The organism is Sphingobium sp., assembly GCF_035511395.1.
In the GTDB taxonomy this organism is placed as follows: Bacteria; Pseudomonadota; Alphaproteobacteria; order Sphingomonadales; family Sphingomonadaceae; genus Sphingobium.
The window spans coordinates 1-17,140 of sequence record NZ_DATKFP010000348.1 but is presented as its reverse complement, the minus strand read 5'-3'; the positions used below and the strand labels follow the sequence as shown (position 1 = coordinate 17,140).

At 63.7% G+C, this 17,140-nt stretch carries 18 protein-coding genes; 4 read left to right on the top strand and 14 right to left on the bottom strand.

Going from position 1 to position 17,140, the window contains the following annotated elements:
* From VMR39_RS23785 to VMR39_RS23765, 5 genes are all read right to left on the bottom strand, one after another.
* The coding region (locus tag VMR39_RS23785) for a 3-methyl-2-oxobutanoate hydroxymethyltransferase (protein WP_325419849.1) at window positions 1-486 on the bottom strand (486 nt) is incomplete at its 3' end.
* A 90-nt stretch (window positions 487-576) separates the two neighbouring features.
* Entirely contained in the window at window positions 577-3,039 is a 2,463-nt protein-coding gene (locus VMR39_RS23780; RefSeq protein ID WP_325419847.1) for a TonB-dependent receptor, read from the bottom strand.
* A 165-nt stretch (window positions 3,040-3,204) separates the two neighbouring features.
* Window positions 3,205-3,393, bottom strand: coding sequence for a YezD family protein (locus VMR39_RS23775; protein ID WP_325419845.1), 189 nt, complete (start codon window positions 3,391-3,393; stop codon window positions 3,205-3,207).
* A 95-nt stretch (window positions 3,394-3,488) separates the two neighbouring features.
* Complete coding sequence (locus VMR39_RS23770; protein ID WP_325419843.1) at window positions 3,489-4,157, bottom strand: alpha/beta hydrolase; 669 nt, start codon at window positions 4,155-4,157, stop codon at window positions 3,489-3,491.
* A 176-nt stretch (window positions 4,158-4,333) separates the two neighbouring features.
* On the bottom strand, window positions 4,334-4,699 hold the full coding sequence (locus VMR39_RS23765; RefSeq protein ID WP_325419841.1) for a PRC-barrel domain-containing protein: 366 nt from the start codon (window positions 4,697-4,699) through the stop codon (window positions 4,334-4,336).
* Window positions 4,700-4,786: 87 nt separating this feature from the next.
* Here VMR39_RS23765 and VMR39_RS23760 point away from each other — a divergent pair, with 87 nt between their 5' ends.
* Window positions 4,787-5,218: an OsmC family protein gene (locus VMR39_RS23760; RefSeq protein WP_325419839.1), complete on the top strand. Its 432-nt coding sequence runs from the start codon at window positions 4,787-4,789 to the stop codon at window positions 5,216-5,218.
* Here VMR39_RS23760 and VMR39_RS23755 read toward each other — a convergent pair.
* The 8 genes from VMR39_RS23755 to VMR39_RS23720 form a co-directional block, all read right to left on the bottom strand.
* Window positions 5,190-6,068 (bottom strand): DMT family transporter, encoded by an 879-nt coding sequence (locus tag VMR39_RS23755; protein ID WP_325419851.1) that lies wholly within the window; start codon window positions 6,066-6,068, stop codon window positions 5,190-5,192. The genes VMR39_RS23760 and VMR39_RS23755 overlap by 29 nt on opposite strands.
* Before the next feature lie 259 nt (window positions 6,069-6,327).
* Window positions 6,328-7,125, bottom strand: coding sequence for a methyltransferase (locus VMR39_RS23750; protein WP_325419837.1), 798 nt, complete (start codon window positions 7,123-7,125; stop codon window positions 6,328-6,330).
* An 88-nt stretch (window positions 7,126-7,213) separates the two neighbouring features.
* Window positions 7,214-7,486 (bottom strand): HPr family phosphocarrier protein, encoded by a 273-nt coding sequence (locus VMR39_RS23745; RefSeq protein WP_325419835.1) that lies wholly within the window; start codon window positions 7,484-7,486, stop codon window positions 7,214-7,216.
* Entirely contained in the window at window positions 7,483-7,887 is a 405-nt protein-coding gene (locus VMR39_RS23740; protein WP_325419834.1) for a PTS sugar transporter subunit IIA, read from the bottom strand. The genes VMR39_RS23745 and VMR39_RS23740 overlap by 4 nt, the downstream gene beginning before the upstream one ends.
* 28 nt (window positions 7,888-7,915) lie before the next feature.
* Window positions 7,916-8,848: an RNase adapter RapZ gene (rapZ, locus tag VMR39_RS23735; protein ID WP_325419832.1), complete on the bottom strand. Its 933-nt coding sequence runs from the start codon at window positions 8,846-8,848 to the stop codon at window positions 7,916-7,918.
* On the bottom strand, window positions 8,845-9,276 hold the full coding sequence (locus VMR39_RS23730; RefSeq protein ID WP_325419831.1) for an HPr kinase/phosphatase C-terminal domain-containing protein: 432 nt from the start codon (window positions 9,274-9,276) through the stop codon (window positions 8,845-8,847). Before VMR39_RS23730 ends, rapZ begins: the two co-directional genes overlap by 4 nt.
* Before the next feature lie 64 nt (window positions 9,277-9,340).
* Entirely contained in the window at window positions 9,341-10,936 is a 1,596-nt protein-coding gene (locus VMR39_RS23725; protein WP_325419829.1) for a sensor histidine kinase, read from the bottom strand.
* Window positions 10,905-11,609 (bottom strand): response regulator transcription factor, encoded by a 705-nt coding sequence (locus tag VMR39_RS23720; RefSeq protein ID WP_325419827.1) that lies wholly within the window; start codon window positions 11,607-11,609, stop codon window positions 10,905-10,907. Before VMR39_RS23720 ends, VMR39_RS23725 begins: the two co-directional genes overlap by 32 nt.
* Before the next feature lie 272 nt (window positions 11,610-11,881).
* Here VMR39_RS23720 and VMR39_RS23715 point away from each other — a divergent pair, with 272 nt between their 5' ends.
* The 3 genes from VMR39_RS23715 to VMR39_RS23705 all read left to right on the top strand — a co-directional run bounded on the left by VMR39_RS23715 (window position 11,882) and on the right by VMR39_RS23705 (window position 14,893).
* A complete protein-coding gene (locus VMR39_RS23715) occupies window positions 11,882-13,483 on the top strand; it encodes a phosphoenolpyruvate carboxykinase (RefSeq protein WP_325419825.1) in 1,602 nt (533 codons plus the stop codon).
* Window positions 13,484-13,597: 114 nt separating this feature from the next.
* Window positions 13,598-13,909 (top strand): hypothetical protein, encoded by a 312-nt coding sequence (locus VMR39_RS23710; protein ID WP_325419823.1) that lies wholly within the window; start codon window positions 13,598-13,600, stop codon window positions 13,907-13,909.
* Between the two features lie 165 nt (window positions 13,910-14,074).
* Window positions 14,075-14,893, top strand: a complete 819-nt coding sequence (locus VMR39_RS23705) for a ferredoxin--NADP reductase (RefSeq protein WP_325419821.1) — start codon at window positions 14,075-14,077, stop codon at window positions 14,891-14,893.
* Between the two features lie 267 nt (window positions 14,894-15,160).
* On the opposite strand, the gene VMR39_RS23700 is transcribed toward VMR39_RS23705, so the two are convergent.
* A complete protein-coding gene (locus VMR39_RS23700) occupies window positions 15,161-16,996 on the bottom strand; it encodes a DUF885 domain-containing protein (RefSeq protein ID WP_325419819.1) in 1,836 nt (611 codons plus the stop codon).
* Window positions 16,997-17,140: the final 144 nt, after the last annotated feature.

Below are 17,140 nucleotides of genomic sequence, written 5' to 3'. Positions count from 1 at the left end.
GCCGATATGCGCCATGACCGGAATGCCGCGCTGGCTCAGGAAACGGATCGTCTCCGCCATCGCCTCGCCGCCTTCCAGCTTCACGCCCGCCGCGCCGGTTTCGGCCATGACCCGACTGGCGCTGGCAAAGGCCTGCTGCGGCGATCCTTCATAACTGCCGAAGGGCATGTCGACGATCACGAGGCTGTGGTAGCTGCCGCGCACCACGGCTGCGCCATGGGCGATCATCATGTCGAGCGTGACGGGCAGGGTGGAGGGTAGGCCGTAAATCACCTGACCCAGCGAATCGCCTACCAGCAGCATGTCGCAATGCGGGTCGAGCAACTGTGCCTGTCGCGCCGTATAGGCGGTCAGCATCACCAGCGGTTCTGCCGTCTGCCCTTCGAACTTGCGGCGCTGGATCGCCGGCACGGTCAGGCGCTTCATCGGTGCGGGCGTGGGATTGGCGCGGCTGGTCGCGGTGTCGATGGTGAAGGTCGTGGACATGAGGGCGCTCTACCCCAGCGGCAGGCGGGGCGCAAATGCCGGAAGGGTGGAGGAGCGGCATGGATGAGCCGCTCCTCCGGGGGTGAGCCGTCAGAAGGAGAATTTGATCGTGCCGCCCCAGGTCTGCGGATCGCCGACCTGGCCGGCGATCAGGCCGGTATTGCCCGGAGCGACCTGGAGATTCTCGATATAATTCACGTCGAAGGCGTTGCGGACCCAGCCGAAGATGTCGAACCCTTCGCCACGGAAACCGGCGCGGAAGTTGGTCAGCGCATAGCCCTTCACTTCAGTATAGATCGAAGGCGAGGCATTGCTGTTCCAGTGCGAACGATAATTGCCGTCGACGCCCAGATAGAGTTGCCCTTCCTTCGCCAGCAGCGTGACCGGAATGTTGTACTCCGCGCCATAGGAGAAGGCCCATTTCGACACGCCCGGCAGATCCTGGCCCGAAATGTCGCACTGACGCGGGCTGAGCGCGCCGGGCACGCCGGCTTGCGAATAATCGGGCGTCGCGTTCGCCGCCTGCAACGTGCCGCCCGACAGTTCTGGCGGGCAGGGGGCGTTGGTGAACTTCTTGTACTGGGCGTCGGTATAGGCGCCATTGGCATAGGCGGTGAAGCGGTCGCTGGCGACGACCTTGAAGTCCGCCTCGATGCCTTGCGACCGCACCTTTTCCGCATTGGCGAGGTAGCCGCGCACTGTGCCGAACTGGCCGCCGTTCACGGTCGCCTGGAAATTCTTGATATCGGTGCGGAAGGCCGTGAGGTTGAAGGTCGCACGGCGATCCCAGAACTGCGTCTTCAGGCCGATTTCATAATGGTTGACCGATTCCGGCTTCACTGTACCGGCGTCGTAATTGACCGTATTGTCGGCATTGAGCGGCAGGCCATTCTGGTTGATGCCCAGCGTCTTGAAGCTCTTGGCATAGGTCGCATAGGCCAGCACGTCCTGCGCGATCTTGTAATTGACGTTGAAGTCGTAGGTGAAGTTCCAGGCGCTGTCCGACGGCGCGCTGATCTGCGGCTGATAGACGCCGCACTGCGCGGCCAGATCCGATCCGGCGGCCGGGGTCGGCGTGCAACTGATGACCTGGCCCTGACCGTTGGTCACGACGCGCTGGTAGAAGCCCGACTTCTTGTCATAGTTCAGTCGCGCACCCGGCTGGATGGTCAGCGCGTCCGTCACCTTCCAGCTGACCTGACCGAACAGGGCCGCGCTGTCGGCTTTCAGCCATTGCGTGTTGCTGGCGGTCAGTCCTTGGAGGATGGCGGGGTTGCTCGCCTGCGTACCGGTCAGGCTCCAGCGGCTGGCGTCCGCGCCCTGCTGCTCGGTGCCCTGGGTATCGATCCGCTGCTTGAAGCCGAACAGGCCCAGAACGAAATCGATCTTCTGGCTTTCGTAATTATAGCGGAATTCCTGACTATACTGATCCTGCTGCGACGGGTTCTGCGACTTGGAAACGATCGACAGGCCGGTGAAATCGCGGTCATTCTCCGGCTTCCAGTCCCAGAAGCGCCAGGCCGTGACCGATGTCAGGGTGCCGGGGCCGACGTTCCAGACCGCCTTGGCCGAAACGCCGCCGATCTTGTTGCCCGCGTTCAGGTTGCTGTCGAGATCGGTCAGGCGATCATAGGGGTTGCGGCTGGGTACCGCATAGTTGCGGCCGGGATTGGCGGCGTTGATCGCGGCGACCAGTGCGTCATATTGACGGGTAAGAGCACGCTGGGTCCGACCCACGCGCACGAAGGTGGTGCCGCAGCATTCCGGATCCTGCTTGCTATAGTCGCCCGACAGGGTGATGCTGAAATCGTCGTTCGGCTTGAACAGCAGCTGGCCGCGAATGCCCAGATTGTCCTGTTCGTTGATCCAGCGTTCGCTCGTCACATTGTAGAGCGTGCCCCGGCGGCTGGTCGCGGCGACGGCGATGCGGGCGGCGATCGTGTCGGACAGCGGGCCGGAAATGGCGGCCTTGGCCTGCTTGTAGTTGAGATTGCCGACGGTCAGCTCGGCGCGGCCCTCGAAATCGAAGGTCGGCTGGTTGGTCGTGATGTTGATAGCGCCGGCGGTGGTGTTCTTGCCGTAAAGCGTACCCTGCGGGCCGCGCAGCACTTCGACCTGATTGACGTCCAGGAAGTCGAACGTCGCGGCGGCAACGCGGCTGTTATAGACGTCGTCGACATAGATGCCGACACCCTGTTCGAAGCCATCGCTGGTCAGGCCGAACGGCACGCCGAGACCGCGAATGTTGACGGAGGTGTTGCGCGGATTGGTCGTATAAACCTGAAGCGTAGGCGCAAGCTGCTGGAGCTTCACGATGTTGAAATTGCCGGTGGCCTCGATGCTGTCGCCTTTGACGACCGAGATGGCCAGCGGCACTTCCTGCGCGGTTTCCTGGCGACGGCGGGCGGTAACGACGATCACCTCGCCGCGAATATTGGTCTGGTCGGCTCCCTCCGTGGTGGCGGGTTCAGGAGCGCCCTCCTGCGCATGTACGCTGGGCACGGCAATGGAAGCGCCCGCCACGCTGGCGAGCAACAGAAAACGCGCAATCATGATATTCCCCTTATATCCGGCTGTCCGGTGATTGATGATCGCGGCGTTTCCGGTGGTCCGGTCAAAGCCGACGGGATGGGAATGACGATCTTTCGGTGCGGCTCACCCCCAGGCCGCATGGGCTGCAATGGCGCAACCCGGTATGTCTTGCCCCCTCTGCCCCGGTCAGGACGTCAGGCGGGTCTTCTCGGTTACGTCGATCTGCACCACGCGCGCATCATGCACGGTCAATGTGATCGATCCGAAGCGCAGATCCTGCAACACGTCGCGCACCTTCTCGATGCTGGCGATGATGTCGACGCGCTGCACGTCACTGCGTCCGTTGCGAAAATCTATCGGTCTTTGATCGGTCATGAGCACCTCTTACCGCCTTAATATCTCAACTTCAAAAGTAGACAAAAAATGAAAAATTAGGGGCGGTCAAGTTTGTCTTGTCCCACCCGGATTGTTCAGCGCGAGGCGTGCTGGTCAGTCACCAAAGGGCGGTGCGTCGCCCGTCCAATGGTCGATACGGCGGCGTCGAGGCCCAACCCGCCGGCAGGAACCCCGTCAGCCAGTCGATCGAGCAACTCCTGCCCGAACTGCCAGTCGCCCAGGTTCGATTCCGCATTGATATGGCCGCAATGACCGGCGTCGATGAACTGGCTCCCCCAATATTTGCCCATGCTGTGGGCGCGCTCGAAGAAGATATAGGGATCGTCCCGGCTCGCCACGAGGATGGACGGGAAGGGCAGTTGAGACCGCGGCACCGGTCCGAAATTGCCGATCGTGTCGGGCGTTTCCACCCGGTCGCAGTCGGGCGGGGCCACCAGCAGGGCCCCGATCACCGGCCAGCCATAGGCTTGGCTCTGCAAAGCGCCCCACCAGGCGACGGTGATGCAGCCCAGGCTGTGCGCGGCGAGGATGACCGGCCCGTCAATTTCACGGATCGCTGCGTCCAATCGCGTCACCCAGGCGTTGCGATTGGGGCTGGACCAGCGGCCCAGTTCCACCCGCTGGCAATCGCCACGGCTCTGTTCCCAACGGGTCTGCCAGTGGCTCGGCCCGCTATTGTTGAGGCCAGGAACCGTCAGAACGACGGGTTGTCTCGTCCTGCTCGCACTTCCGAATCGGTTCATGGTGAAATCTCCTTATCCTCTCTCGGAGAAGATACTTAACTCTATTTATAGAGTAGACAATTGGCAAGCGACAAAATGTGTCGGAAATTGGGCAGCCGGTGCGGCATGGGAGGCGGGATATGGAAAAGGGCGTCCGGCTACTGCCGGACGCCCCTGGCGAAACATCATGGTGCCGATTACCACGGATAGATAAGCCCGTAATATTGATAGACATTCCGACCATAGCCATCGTCATAGTCGGGGCGATCGTCCCCCATGTAGCGCGGCGCATTGTCTAGCAGTTGCTTGTCCAGATCGACTGCGTAGCCACCCTTGTCGACGTCATAGGTCAGCATCGACCAGGGCAGGGGATAATGGTCGTTCCCCATGCCCAGGAAGCCGCCGAAGGACAGTACCGCATAGCGCACCTGGCCGCTGCGCTTTTCCACCATGAAGTTGGATATCTTGCCCAGACGTTCGCCCTGGCGGTTGTAGACGGCGGTGCCTTCGACCCGGTCGGATGCGATCAGGTCGCCACGATTTTCCATCGTCAGGTCAGTCATTGTCACTCTCCTGCATGAATTCTTCTATTCTATCGCAACCATGGGGGACCGCTGGGGTTCCTCCGGCTCATCACAAGGAGCATTGGCATGAAGATCAATCGCAGCGGTTCGGCAGTCTGGACGGGCGGCCTCAAGGACGGAAAGGGTGCAATATCGACCCAGAGTGGCGCGCTCAGCGCCTATCCCTATGGTTTTGCGACCCGCTTCGAAGGCCAGCCGGGCAGCAATCCAGAGGAACTGATCGCCGCCGCCCACGCCTCCTGCTTCACCATGGCGCTCTCGCTGATCCTTGGTGAGGCCGGGCTGACGGCGGAAAAGATGGAAACGAACGCGGTCGTCACGCTGGAACAGCAGGATGGCGGTTTTGCCGTGACGGCCAGCAAGCTGACGCTGAAGGCGACGATTCCCGGTGCCGACGATGCGACCTTCCAGGAACTGGCCGGCAAGGCGAAGGCCAACTGCCCGATTTCCAAGCTGCTGAAGGCGGAAATCAGTCTTGAGGCGGAACTTCTAGGGTGACGACCGGCTTTCTGGCGCGGACATGTTCGCGCCAGGCGATATAGAGACCGCTGGCGATGATGAGGGTCGCGCCGATCCATGTCGTCGCCATCGGCCAGTCCTCGCCGATCGCCACGCCCAGCAGGGTGGTCCAGATGATCGCACTATAATCCATCGGCAACACCACCGATACAGGCCCCCAGCGTAGAGCGGCGGTCAGGCACAGTTGTGCGATGCCGCCGAACAGGCCGATCATCAGCAGCAGCCCCCAGGTTGTCGCATCATGCGTCTGCGCGAAGAAGGGCAGCGCGATGCCAAGCGGGATCATCGAAAGAGCGGTGAACCAGAACACTACCACGCCTGCCGCTTCGGTGCGGCCCAGTTCCCGCAGTACCAGACTGACGCTGGCGGTGGCGAGTGCGGCGGCAATGGCGACCGCGACTCCCTGCGCCGGGAAATGGCCGCCATCGGGGCGGATCATCACCAGCACGCCGACAAAGCCGATGAGTACCGCAGCCCAGCGATGCACGCCCGTCACCTCGCGCAGGATCAGCGCCGACAGGATCGTGCCGAATATCGGCATGGTGAAGCCGATCGTCGCTGCCTCCGCCGGCGGCAACAGGATATAGGACAGGAAATTGAGCAACATGCCGGTCAGGCCCAGGGTCATGCGACTGGCATGTATGCCGATCCGACGGGTGCGGATGGTCTGTATTCCGCCCGCCATCGCCACCCATGCCAGAACCACCGGCAGAGCCAACGCCTGCCGATAGAAGAGCGATTCGACCACATGCACGCCATGCTCGCTCGCCAGCCGAACCGTGATGAACATCACCGACAGGCAGATGACGGCGGTCAGGCGTAGCGCGATGGCGAAAAGCGGACGGTGGGGGCGGGCAGCGGCAGTCACGCTCCCCGCCTTAGCCCCGTTCAATCAGCGTGCAAGGCATAGCGACGGTCTGGAGTCTGTTCGCAAACGCACCATTCGGTATCTGTCGACGCCGGTCGTCCAGCAAAATGAGCCTCACGCGCTTCCTGACCCGGTCGAGGGGCGGCAATATCCTGTGAGTGGCCGGAGAGGTGAACGGGTGCAACGTCGAAATGCCCGCTTCAGCGCATTTAGGCGACTCTTACGCTGCTGGCTTGTGGAATTTCAGGGTCATCCGGTCGCTTTCGCCGATGGCCAGATATTTGTCCTTGTCTACATCCTTCTGGCTCAGCGTCGGCGGCAGGGTCCAGACGCCCTTGGGCCAGTCGGCCGTGTCCTTCGGGTTGGCGTTCACTTCGGACGCGCCGACATATTCGAAGCCGGCGGCTTCCGCGATCCGGCGAATGGTGGACACCTTCAGATAGCCGCTACTCTTTTCCAGCGCGGTGTCGCGGTCCTCGGGCAGGCGATGGTCGACGATCCCCAGCGTGCCGCCGGGCTTCAGCATGTCGAAGAAGGCCTTAAAGGTGGCTGCCTCGCTGCCGTTCATCACCATATTATGGACGTTGCGGAAGGTCAGCACCGTGTCGACGCTGTTCGCCGGGATGCTGGCCATCTGCTCCGGATAGGCGACCAACTTCACCTTGCCGTAGACGTCGGGCTTGGCGGCGAGGAAATTCTTGTATCCGTCCAGATATCGGCCGGTCGGTTGCAGGGCATAGAATGTGCCCTTGCCGCTCAGCAGCGGCGCCAGGATTTCCGTGTACCAGCCGCCACTCGGGCTATATTCGACCACCGTCTGGCCGGGCTTCACGCCGAAAAACGCCAGCGTTTCGGCCGGGTGGCGATATTTGTCGCGGACGGTATTGGTCGGTGTGCGACTGGGCGCTGCGATCGCCGCTGCGATCGGATCACCCGCCTGATGATGGCCGGCATGTTGGGCGACAGCGGCGCCGAGCGGCAGTAGAGCGGCGGCGGCAAGCAGGAGGGGAAGGCGCATCGGGCAATCCTCTTGTCATGATGGTCGTGGCGAGGGTGTGCCTGCTCTTCGCCGGGCTGACAAGTCATTGCATCAGGTCAGAGTCGCCTCATTCCTCGCCGAACTTGTCCTCGACCAGGGTGACGAGCTTATCGAGCGAGTCGGCGGCTTGCGGGCCGGTGGCCTTGATTATGATGCTGTCACCCATGGCGGCGCCGAGCATCATCAGGCCCATGATGGAGGTACCGGTGACATGATTGCCGTCCTTGCTGACGATGATGTCGGCGGGAAGGCCGCTGGCCAGGGTCACGAACTTCGCACTGGCGCGCGCGTGGAGGCCGCGCTTGTTGCTGATCAGGACTTCCTGGCTGATTTCATTCATGTGGTGCTGCCCAACAGTTCCGACGCTACGCTGATATATTTCTGCCCGGCTTCGCGCGCGGCGGCAACCGCGGCGCGGACGTCCATCACCTTGCGCGCGCTTTCCAGGCGGATGAGCATGGGCAGGTTGATGCCGGCGATCACCTCGATCTCGCCGGCCTTGAGCAGCGAGATGGCAAGGTTGGAGGGGGTTCCGCCGAACAGGTCGGTCAGCAGGATGACGCCGCTGCCGTCGTTGACGCGGGCGACCGCCGCGGCGATGTCCGCGCGGCGCAATTCCATGTCATCCTCCGGGCCGATGCAGATCGTCGCGATCTGCTGTTGCGGCCCCACGACATGTTCCATCGCCACGACGAATTCCGTCGCAAGCGACCCATGGGTGACGAGTACGAGTCCGATCATCTGCTTTCGCGGCCCACCTTTGTCATGATTATGCTTTCGGGCCTCCCGGTCGGCGCTTCTCCAGACTGTCCTGGGGCGCCGATTCAATATTGCGGTGCAAGACCGTGGGCGAAAAGCCCGTAGCTTGCAAGTGCTTCGCGACCCGTTCGGCGATGTGGACGGAACGATGCCGCCCGCCGGTGCAGCCGAATGCCACGGTTATATAAGTCTTTCCACCCTCGGCGTAGCGGGGCAGGAGGGTGACGAGCAGATCCTCGATCCTGCCGACCGTATCCTCATAGGACGGATCGTCCATCACATAGGCGGCGACGTCCGGATCGAGGCCGGTCTTGGGCCGCAAAGCCTCGTCCCAATGCGGATTGCGCAGGTAGCGCATGTCGAACATCAGGTCGGCGTTGCGGGGAACGCCGCGCGAAAAGCCGAAGGACAGGATGGTCAGCACCGGTTCCGACAGGCCCTCGCGCGAGAAGCGGTTGCGGATTTCCTGTTGCAGGGCGTTGCTGGTGAAGCTGGTGGTGTCGATGACCTGTGCGGACCAGCGGCGCAGCGGTTCGGTCAGTTCGCGTTCGCGGGCGATGCCGTCGGCGGCGGGGCGGTCGAGCGCCAATGGATGGCGGCGGCGCGTCTCGGCGAAGCGGCGTTCCAGTTCGGTGCCGGAGCAGTCGAGAAACAAAGTCTCGACATCATGGCCATGACGTTCGCGCAGCGCCTTGATCCGCTGGACGATGGCGTTGGCGTCGAAACCGCGCGTGCGTGCGTCGATGCCCAGCGCCAGCGGCCGGTCGTCGCCATCGGCATGGCCGGCGGGGAGCGGGGTGTCGAGCAGCCGGTCGAGCAGGACGAGCGGCAGGTTGTCGACCACCTCCCAGCCCATATCCTCCAGCGTCTTGAGCGCGGTGGTCTTGCCCGCACCGGAGAGGCCGGACACGAGCAGGATCGTCTTGGGACGGTCGGCGGTCATAGCGGCGCCAGCGTCCTTAGCGCCAGTTCCACCTTGATCGCGGCCGAAATCTCGAACGGTGCGATCTTGATCACCGGCACCTGAAGGCCGGCGACGGCGCGGAATAGCGGATCGAGCGGCATGCGGTCGACCTTGTCGAACAGATCGGCCAGCAGGGCGACGGGCGCGTCCTGATGCGGCATCTCGACAATGCCCAGGCCGCGCACTTCGATCTTCCCGGCGATAGTGTCGGGCGCTGTCGCGACCAGCGTGCCGTCCAAGCGCTTCACCAGCGTATAATCGTCGCTGACGAGGACGGCGCCCCGGTCGATCAGGCGCAGCGCGAGGTCGGACTTGCCGATGCCGCTAGGCCCGGCGAGCAGGACGGCGCGGCCGCCGATGGCAACGCTGGTCGCATGAAGCGTTTCGGATGAAAGTGCGCGTGCCATATCCCCTGCATCCTTCTAGCCGCTGTTGGGAGCGATGCAAATGCTGCTGACCCGAACTTGAGTCTTATTCCGATACAATGCCGGGATCGCGCGCCACGGCCATGGGCAGGCGAACGACGAAGCTGGCGCCGCTCAGCGCATCTTCCCGGTCGCCGATGCTGATGCGGCCCTGATGCCCCTCCACGATGGAGCGGGCGATGGCGAGGCCGAGGCCCGAATGCTTGCCGAATGCCTCGCCTTCGGGCCGGACGCTGTGGAAGCGGCGGAAGACATGTTCGCGTTCGGACACGGGAACACCGGGGCCTTCATCCTCGACACTGACCAGTACCTGATCGTCGGCGACGGTGGCGACGATCCGCACCAGCCCGCCTTCGGGCGAGAAGGAGACGGCGTTGTCGATGAGATTGTCGAGCACGCGGATCAGGCGCGCCTCTTCGCCCAGCACCACCGCGACATCCTTGCGCGGGCGGGCGAAGGCGAGGCGGACGCCGCGCGGCACGCCGCGGGCCTCGCGGGCGAGCACCATCTTCTCGATCAGCAGGCCCAGGTCGATCGGCTCGAAGCGGGTGCGTGACAGTTCGGCGTCGACGCGCGAGGCTTCGGCAATGTCGGTGACGAGCCGGTCGAGGCGGCGGACATCGTCCTGCGCGATGTCCATGAGCTGCGTGCGCAGGTCGGGCCGGTCGACCCGGTCCAGCGCGTCGAGGGCGGAGCGCAGGGAGGCGATCGGGTTCTTGAGTTCATGGCTGACGTCGGCGGCGAAGGCGTCGGTCGCGTCGATCCTCTGGCGCAGCGCATGGCTCATGTCGGACAGGGCGCGGGCGAGCATGCCGATCTCGTCGCGTCGTTCGGGCAGGCGCGGCACGGTGACTTCGCGCGCGCGGCCAAGGCGCACCCGGACGGCGGCGCGGGCGAGGCGCTGGAGCGGCTGGACGATGGTGCGGGCGAGGAAGAGCGAGAGCAGTACCGAGGCGAGAACCGCGACGGCCAGCACCATGCCGAGGCGCAGGCGTTCGGCGCGGACGGTGCGGGTGATGTCGCGCGCATTTTCCGTGGCGAGCAGGCTGGTTCCGTCCCGCACCGCAACGGCGGCGGAGATCATGAAGGTGCGGTCGGGCGCATAGCGGTTCATCGCTTCGGGCCGCCCGGTCTTGCGCGTCATCATGACTTCGGGCCAGGCGGCGGCGCTGTCGCGGGCCGGTTCCTCGAAATCGGGCGGGCGGTCGGCGGACACGACGCGATCGACGACCTTGTCGAGGAAGCGGGCGACATGACGCTGCCATTCCTCCTCCGACGGCAGGCGCAGCCGATAGCGCGGCGCGTCCATGGTGAAGCTGTCGGCGATCAACCGGCCGTCGGCGCCATAGCGGCGGACACGGTCGCCGGTCTGGCGCGAATAGGCGGCGATCAGCTGATTCTGTCGATCCTCCGGCGCATTTTCGAGGCCGATGGCGAGCAGCTTCAGTTCGCGCGCCGACTGTTCCAGCCGATCGTCGATTATGCGCGTACGATAGGAGTCGAGATAGAAGAAGCCGCCCGCCAGCAAGGCGAGCGCGAACACGTTCACCGCCAGGATGCGCGGGGTGAGGCTCAGCCGCCCCGACCAGCGCACCGCGAGCGGCGCGCCGTCATTCTTCCGTGAATCGGTATCCGGCGCCATAGAGCGTGTCGATTGCGTTGAAATCGGAGTCCACCTCGCGGAACTTGCGGCGCAGCCGCTTGATATGGCTGTCGATGGTGCGGTCGTCGACATAGACGTCATCCTGATAGGCGGCGTCCATCAGCTGGTTGCGGTTCTTGACCACGCCGGGGCGTGCGGCAAGCGTTTCCAGGATCAGGAATTCGGTGACGGTCAGGGTGACGTCCTTGCCGGCCCACTTTACCCGGTGCCGGGCCGGATCCATTTCCAGCCGGCCGCGCATGATGGGATCGGCTGCCGGCTCGTCGGGTTCGTCGGTCGACTTGCTCACCTCCGCCCGGCGCAGGATCGCGCGGATGCGCGCGATCAACAATCGCTGCGAGAAGGGCTTGGAGATATAATCGTCCGCGCCCATGGCAAGGCCCAGCGCCTCGTCCAGCTCGTCCGCCTTGGACGTCAGGAAGATGACGGGCATCTGGCTCTTTTCGCGCAGGCGGCGCAGCAGTTCCAGCCCGTCCATGCGCGGCATCTTGATGTCGAAGACGGCAAGGTCGGCGGGATTGTCGAGCAGGGCCTTCAGCGCGCCTTCCGGGTCGGAATAGATGCGCGTCATGAAGCCTTCGGCCTGGAGCGCGATCGACACGGAAGTGAGGATATTCTTGTCATCATCCACAAGGGCGATGGTTGCGGTCATGCAGTTACCCGGAATGAGCAGAAAGTTGATGGTTCCGAGCGTTAGACGATGGTTGGCCCCGCCGCAAGGAAGCGGTGGCGGCATGCTCTGCGGCATAGCTGTGGATATTCGGGACGAATGGCTGGTTTCCCCGATTTGACGGCCGTTCCGCAAAGCCTTATGCCCGCATCATCTGTTGCGATGCCGCTGCGCGAAAGACGCGGCGCATGAGGGGCGGATCGGTCGTCAGGCAAAAACCGGCGATCCGACATCGTTATATCAGGAGTAAAGGCGTGCAGGCCAAATCCGCAATCACCCTGGCTGACCAGGGCATTTCCACGCGTGCCGACCAGCATTGGAACCTCGGCACGGCGCCGCTGGTCGAGGCGGCCATCCGCAATGGCGAAGGCATCCTGTCCAAGGACGGCCCGCTGGTCGTCAAGACCGGCAAGCATACCGGCCGTTCGGCAAGCGACAAGTTCATCGTTCAGGACGCCGAGACCCAGGACACCGTGTGGTGGGGCAAGACCAACGTCCCGATGACGCCGGCGCATTTCGCCGCGCTGAAGGAGGATTTCTTCAAGGCGCTGGGCGAAAAGGACACGCTCTATGTCGCCGACCTGTTCGGTGGCTCGCAGCCCGAACATCGCGTCAAGGTGCGCGTCATCAACGAACGCGCCTGGCACAATCTGTTCATCCGCACCCTGCTGGTGCGTCCCACCGCCGATGAGCTGGCGGGCTTCACGCCCGAATATACCATCATCGACCTGCCGACCTTCCAGGCCGATCCGGCCCGGCATGGCACGCGCAGCGAAACCGTGATCGCGGTCAACTTCACGGCGAAGCTGATCCTGATCGGCGGTACTTCCTATGCCGGCGAGATGAAGAAGTCGGTGTTCGGCATCCTCAACTATCTGCTGCCGACCAAAGGCGTGATGCCGATGCACTGTTCGGCCAATATCGGCGCGAACGGCGACACCGCCGTCTTCTTCGGCCTCAGCGGCACGGGCAAGACCACCCTGTCGGCCGACGCCAGCCGCACCCTGATCGGCGACGACGAGCATGGCTGGTCGGACACCGCCGTCTTCAATTTCGAGGGCGGCTGCTACGCCAAGATGATCAACCTGTCGGCCGAGGCCGAACCGGAGATCTTCGCCACCACCAAGCGCTTCGGCACGGTGCTGGAAAATGTCGTGATCGACGAGGAAACCCGCACGATCGACCTCGACGACAACAGCCTGGCCGAGAATAGCCGCGGTTCCTACCCGATCGACTTCATCCCGAACACGTCGGAAAAGAATCTGGGACCGGTCCCGAAGAACATCATCTTCCTGACCGCCGACGCTTATGGCGTTCTCCCGCCGATCGCGCGGCTGACCCCGGAACAGGCCATGTATCACTTCCTGTCGGGCTATACCGCGCGCGTCGCGGGGACCGAGATCGGCGTGACCGAGCCGACCGCCACCTTCTCGACCTGCTTCGGCGCGCCCTTCATGCCGCGCCATCCGTCGGTCTATGGCAATCTGCTCAAGGAGCGGATCAACAAGGGCGGCGTCACCTGCTGGCTGGTCAACACCGGCTGGGCGGGCGGCAAGGCGACCATGCCGGGGATCAAGCGCATGCCGATCAAGGTGACGCGCGCGCTGCTCAACGCAGCGCTCGACGGCAGCCTGAACGAGGCGGAGTTCCGCACCGATCCGAACTTCGGTTTCCAGGTGCCGGTGGCGGTGAATGGCGTCGACACGACGATCCTCGATCCGCGCGCCATGTGGGCCGACAAGGACGCCTATGACGAAACCGCCGCGACCCTGGTCAAGGCGTTCGTGGACAATTTCGCCCAGTTCGTGGACCATGTCGACGACGGCGTGCGCGGCGCGGCCCTGACTGCGGCCTGATCCGTAACATCGAACGGTATAAGAGAGCCGGGGGAGCGATCCTCCGGCTCTTTTGCTTTTGGGCGTGCGTCCGCGGTGCTATGATGGCTGCCAATCTTTTGCGGAGTTTTGGGCATGTTCGAAGATCTGATCGGCAAATTCGGTGGACTGGAAGCGATCGCGGCGCAGATCGGGCTGTCGCCGGAACAGATGCAGGGGCTGATGAGCGAGATCAGTGCCAAGATCGGTTCGGGCGAAACCAGCGTGTCGGCGCTGGCGGAGACCGCGGCCGAACATGGCGTGTCGGCCGACAAGTTGCAGGAACTGCTGGGCGCGTTCGGCGGACCGGAAGCGATCCTGGGCAAGCTAGGCGGCTTTTTCGACAAGGATGGCGACGGCAATCCGCTGAACGAGTTGGGCGGGATCGCCAAGGGTCTGTTCGGCTGAGATCGCGGTGCAGGGCGCCATGAAGGGTGCCCTTTGCCCGCTGCAAGTTTTTTTGGCCTTGTCATCGCGGTGCGAAAGGGCCATTCGCGGATTTATCATTTATTGCGAACGATCCGCAACAAGCATCGCGCATGCGCGGTGCCGACGATATGCAAGGATAGACTGTTGACCGATGTGACGATCGAAAAGCCGGTTCTGGAACCCACCGGCGCGCTTTCCGTGGAAACCGTGCTGTCGGTGAAGCACTGGAACGAGCATCTGTTCAGCTTCCGCATCACGCGGCCGGCCAGCTTCCGCTTCCGGTCGGGCGAGTTCATCATGATCGGCCTGAAGGGCGACAATGGCAAGCCGCTGCTGCGCGCCTATTCGATCGCCAGCCCGGCCTGGGACGAGGAAATCGAGTTCCTGTCGATCAAGGTGCAGGACGGCCCACTGACCAGCAAGCTCCAGAAGATCGAGCCGGGCGACCAGATCTATCTCGGCCGCAAGCCGACCGGCACGCTCGTCACCGACGCGCTGCTGCCGGGCAAGCGGCTGTTCATGCTCTCGACCGGCACGGGCCTCGCGCCGTTCCTCAGCCTGCCGCGCGACCCGGACGTCTATGAATTTTACGAGCAGGTCGTCGTCGTCCATTCGGTGCGCCGGGTCAGCGATCTGGCCTTCCGCGACGAGATGGAAGGCAAATGGTCGGAAGACCCTTTGGTGTCGGAACAGGCGCCCAGCCAGTTCCATTATGTCCCGACCGTGACCCGCGAGCCGTTCGACGGCCATACCGCGCGGATCGACAAGCTGGTCGAGAGCGGTGCGCTGTTCGAGGGCATTCCGGGTCCGGCGAAGTTCGATCCCGAGACCGACCGGATCATGATGTGCGGCAGCATGGAGATGATCAAGCAGTTCGGCGCCTATTTCGAGGAACAGGGCTTCACCGAAGGCTCCAACGCCGCGCCGGGCCAGTTCGTGATCGAGCGCGCTTTCGTCGGCTGAGGGCTGACTCAGAGAGAATAGCGAAGGGCCGGGGGAGCGATCCTCCGGCCCTTTTTTCATATCTCCGTTCGATTCGAGCGTGCCGAGAAACGAGGCAGAGCCAAGTTCAGCGCCTAGAGCGCGCTGCGTTAAATCAGACGCAGGTCGCGCGCTCTAGTCTTTTGTTTTCGCATCGTTTTAAGCGCAAAACCGGTTTCCACTTTTGCGCACGATGCTCTAAACGGCTAACCGCTTCTCGACTTCGCTCGAAGCGAACGGATGTTGGTTTTACGCCCCCCGCCGCTCCGCGACCCAGGCGTCGACATTTTTCGCCAGCACGGTCATCGGCACGCCGCCGCCCTTGACCACGGCGTCGTTGAACAGGCGGAAGTCGAACCTGTCGCCCAGCGCCTTTTGGGCCATCCCACGCAGGCGTACGATTTCGCCATGGCCGACCTTGTAGCCGCAGGCCTGTCCCGGCCAGGCGCAGTAACGGTCGACTTCCCCCTGCACATCCTCGACCGTGGAGCCGTTGGTGGTGGCGAACCAGTGGATGGCGTGATCGCGGGTCCAGCGCTTGGCGTGGAGGCCGGTGTCGACCACCAGACGGCAACAGCGATAGGCGATGGACTGGAGATAGCCGAGCCGCCCGGCGACGTCGCCGTCATAGGCGCCCAGCTCGTCGCCCAGTTGCTCGGCATAGAGTGCCCAGCCTTCGCTATAGGCGTTGAAGGCGAGGAGCGAGCGGATCAGCGGCAGCTTGTAGGTATATTCGCCCTGCCAGATATGGCCCGGAATCCCCTCATGATAGCAAAGGGTCGGCAGGGCGTAGCGCGGCCAGATGCTGGTGTCGCGCAGGTTGATATAATAGTTGCCGGGGACCGATCCGTCGATCGAGCCTGCGCCGGCATAGGCGCCCGGTGCGCCCGCCTCGATCTCTACCGGGACGCGCTTCACGATCAGCTTGGCAGGAACCAGCGTCGCGAAGGCGCGGGGCAGGCGGGTGCGGATGTCGGCGAGGCGGCCGTCGATGAAGGACAGGATCTGCTGGCGGCCATTATCGTCATTGGGGAAGAGGTAGCGCGGGTCTTTGCCCATGGCGGTCATGCGCTCGCCGACGGTGCCCTTGGTCATTCCGAGGCTTTTCAGCAACCGATCCATTTCCGATTGCAGTGCGGCAAGCTGCTCCAGGCCGAGCTTGTGGACCTCTTCCGGCGTACGGGTGGTGGTGGTGCCGGCCCGCAGCGCCCAGGCATAATAGGCTTCGCCCTGCGGCAGCTTCCATACCCCTGCGTCCATGGTCGCGGTGGCGCGCTGGCGCTGGAGTTCGGCGACCTGACGGGCGAGGGCGGGCGCGACCTTGTCCTTCACGATCGCCTGTGCCTTCGCGGCATAATCGCCGGCCATGTCCTTCGTGCGACGGGCGATCGAGGCGACCGGCACCCACTGGTCGAGTGGCTGACCCTGCACGCTCGACATCTGCCGGAGCGTCTTGTCGAGCAGGAAGGCGGGGGCGACGACGCCGATCCCGGCATCATGCTTCAACCGTTCCGTCTCGCCGTTGAGGTTCGCGGCATAGGTGGTGAGGCGGGCGAGATAGGCGTCGGCGTCCGCCGTGCTGGCGATCGGGTGGTTGGAGTCTAGAAAGTCGGGGGTCTCGACGAAGCTGCCGGTATTCTGCGCGACGGCGTAGGGCGAATTGCGATAGGACCAGTTGCTGTTCATCATCGCCATGTCGCCGAACGGAAACGCGAAGCCGTCCGCCGCCAGTTCATGGCTGGCCAGCACCACCTCGACATCGGTGCGGGCGGCGGGGGAGAGCGGTTTCAGGTCGATGGCGCGGAGTTTTGCGAGGCGTGTCCGTACATGGGCGGCGATCTGCGCCTGCCCGGCGGGGCTCTTGTCGCCGAGGCGGCTCTTGAGCGCGGCGCGCGCGCCGGTATCGATGCCAAGGCCGCTTGCGCTTTCGGGGGCGTCGACCAGCATCGCTTCGGCCATGTCGGACAGCATTGCTTCGGCGCGCGCGTCGGGCGTGTCGGTGGCCGCAAGCGCACGGGCGGGCAGGGCGGTAAGGGCAAGGGCGGAGGAGCCGGCGACGAGGAAATCGCGGCGGGAGGTCGTCATGGGGAAGGGGTCTCCGGTGGAAGTCTCGCGCCTGGAGCAGATTCCGATCCGATTGCATCGGCTCGGCTCCGCAAGGCCTTTACTTTAACGCGTTTTCCGAGTCAGCAGGTGATGCCACCAGCCTGGAAAACGCACTTAACTTCG

What these genes read in the sequence shown, in the direction of transcription:
- VMR39_RS23780 (WP_325419847.1), bottom strand. Translation starts at nt 3,039, where the DNA reads ATGATTGCGCGTTTTCTGTTGCTCGCCAGCGTGGCGGGCGCTTCCATT.
- VMR39_RS23775 (WP_325419845.1), bottom strand. Translation starts at nt 3,393, where the DNA reads ATGACCGATCAAAGACCGATAGATTTTCGCAACGGACGCAGTGACGTG.
- VMR39_RS23770 (WP_325419843.1), bottom strand. Translation starts at nt 4,157, where the DNA reads ATGAACCGATTCGGAAGTGCGAGCAGGACGAGACAACCCGTCGTTCTG.
- VMR39_RS23765 (WP_325419841.1), bottom strand. Translation starts at nt 4,699, where the DNA reads ATGACTGACCTGACGATGGAAAATCGTGGCGACCTGATCGCATCCGAC.
- VMR39_RS23760 (WP_325419839.1), top strand. Translation starts at nt 4,787, where the DNA reads ATGAAGATCAATCGCAGCGGTTCGGCAGTCTGGACGGGCGGCCTCAAG.
- VMR39_RS23750 (WP_325419837.1), bottom strand. Translation starts at nt 7,125, where the DNA reads ATGCGCCTTCCCCTCCTGCTTGCCGCCGCCGCTCTACTGCCGCTCGGC.
- VMR39_RS23745 (WP_325419835.1), bottom strand. Translation starts at nt 7,486, where the DNA reads ATGAATGAAATCAGCCAGGAAGTCCTGATCAGCAACAAGCGCGGCCTC.
- VMR39_RS23740 (WP_325419834.1), bottom strand. Translation starts at nt 7,887, where the DNA reads ATGATCGGACTCGTACTCGTCACCCATGGGTCGCTTGCGACGGAATTC.
- rapZ (WP_325419832.1), bottom strand. Translation starts at nt 8,848, where the DNA reads ATGACCGCCGACCGTCCCAAGACGATCCTGCTCGTGTCCGGCCTCTCC.
- VMR39_RS23730 (WP_325419831.1), bottom strand. Translation starts at nt 9,276, where the DNA reads ATGGCACGCGCACTTTCATCCGAAACGCTTCATGCGACCAGCGTTGCC.
- VMR39_RS23725 (WP_325419829.1), bottom strand. Translation starts at nt 10,936, where the DNA reads ATGGCGCCGGATACCGATTCACGGAAGAATGACGGCGCGCCGCTCGCG.
- VMR39_RS23720 (WP_325419827.1), bottom strand. Translation starts at nt 11,609, where the DNA reads ATGACCGCAACCATCGCCCTTGTGGATGATGACAAGAATATCCTCACT.
- VMR39_RS23710 (WP_325419823.1), top strand. Translation starts at nt 13,598, where the DNA reads ATGTTCGAAGATCTGATCGGCAAATTCGGTGGACTGGAAGCGATCGCG.
- VMR39_RS23700 (WP_325419819.1), bottom strand. Translation starts at nt 16,996, where the DNA reads ATGACGACCTCCCGCCGCGATTTCCTCGTCGCCGGCTCCTCCGCCCTT.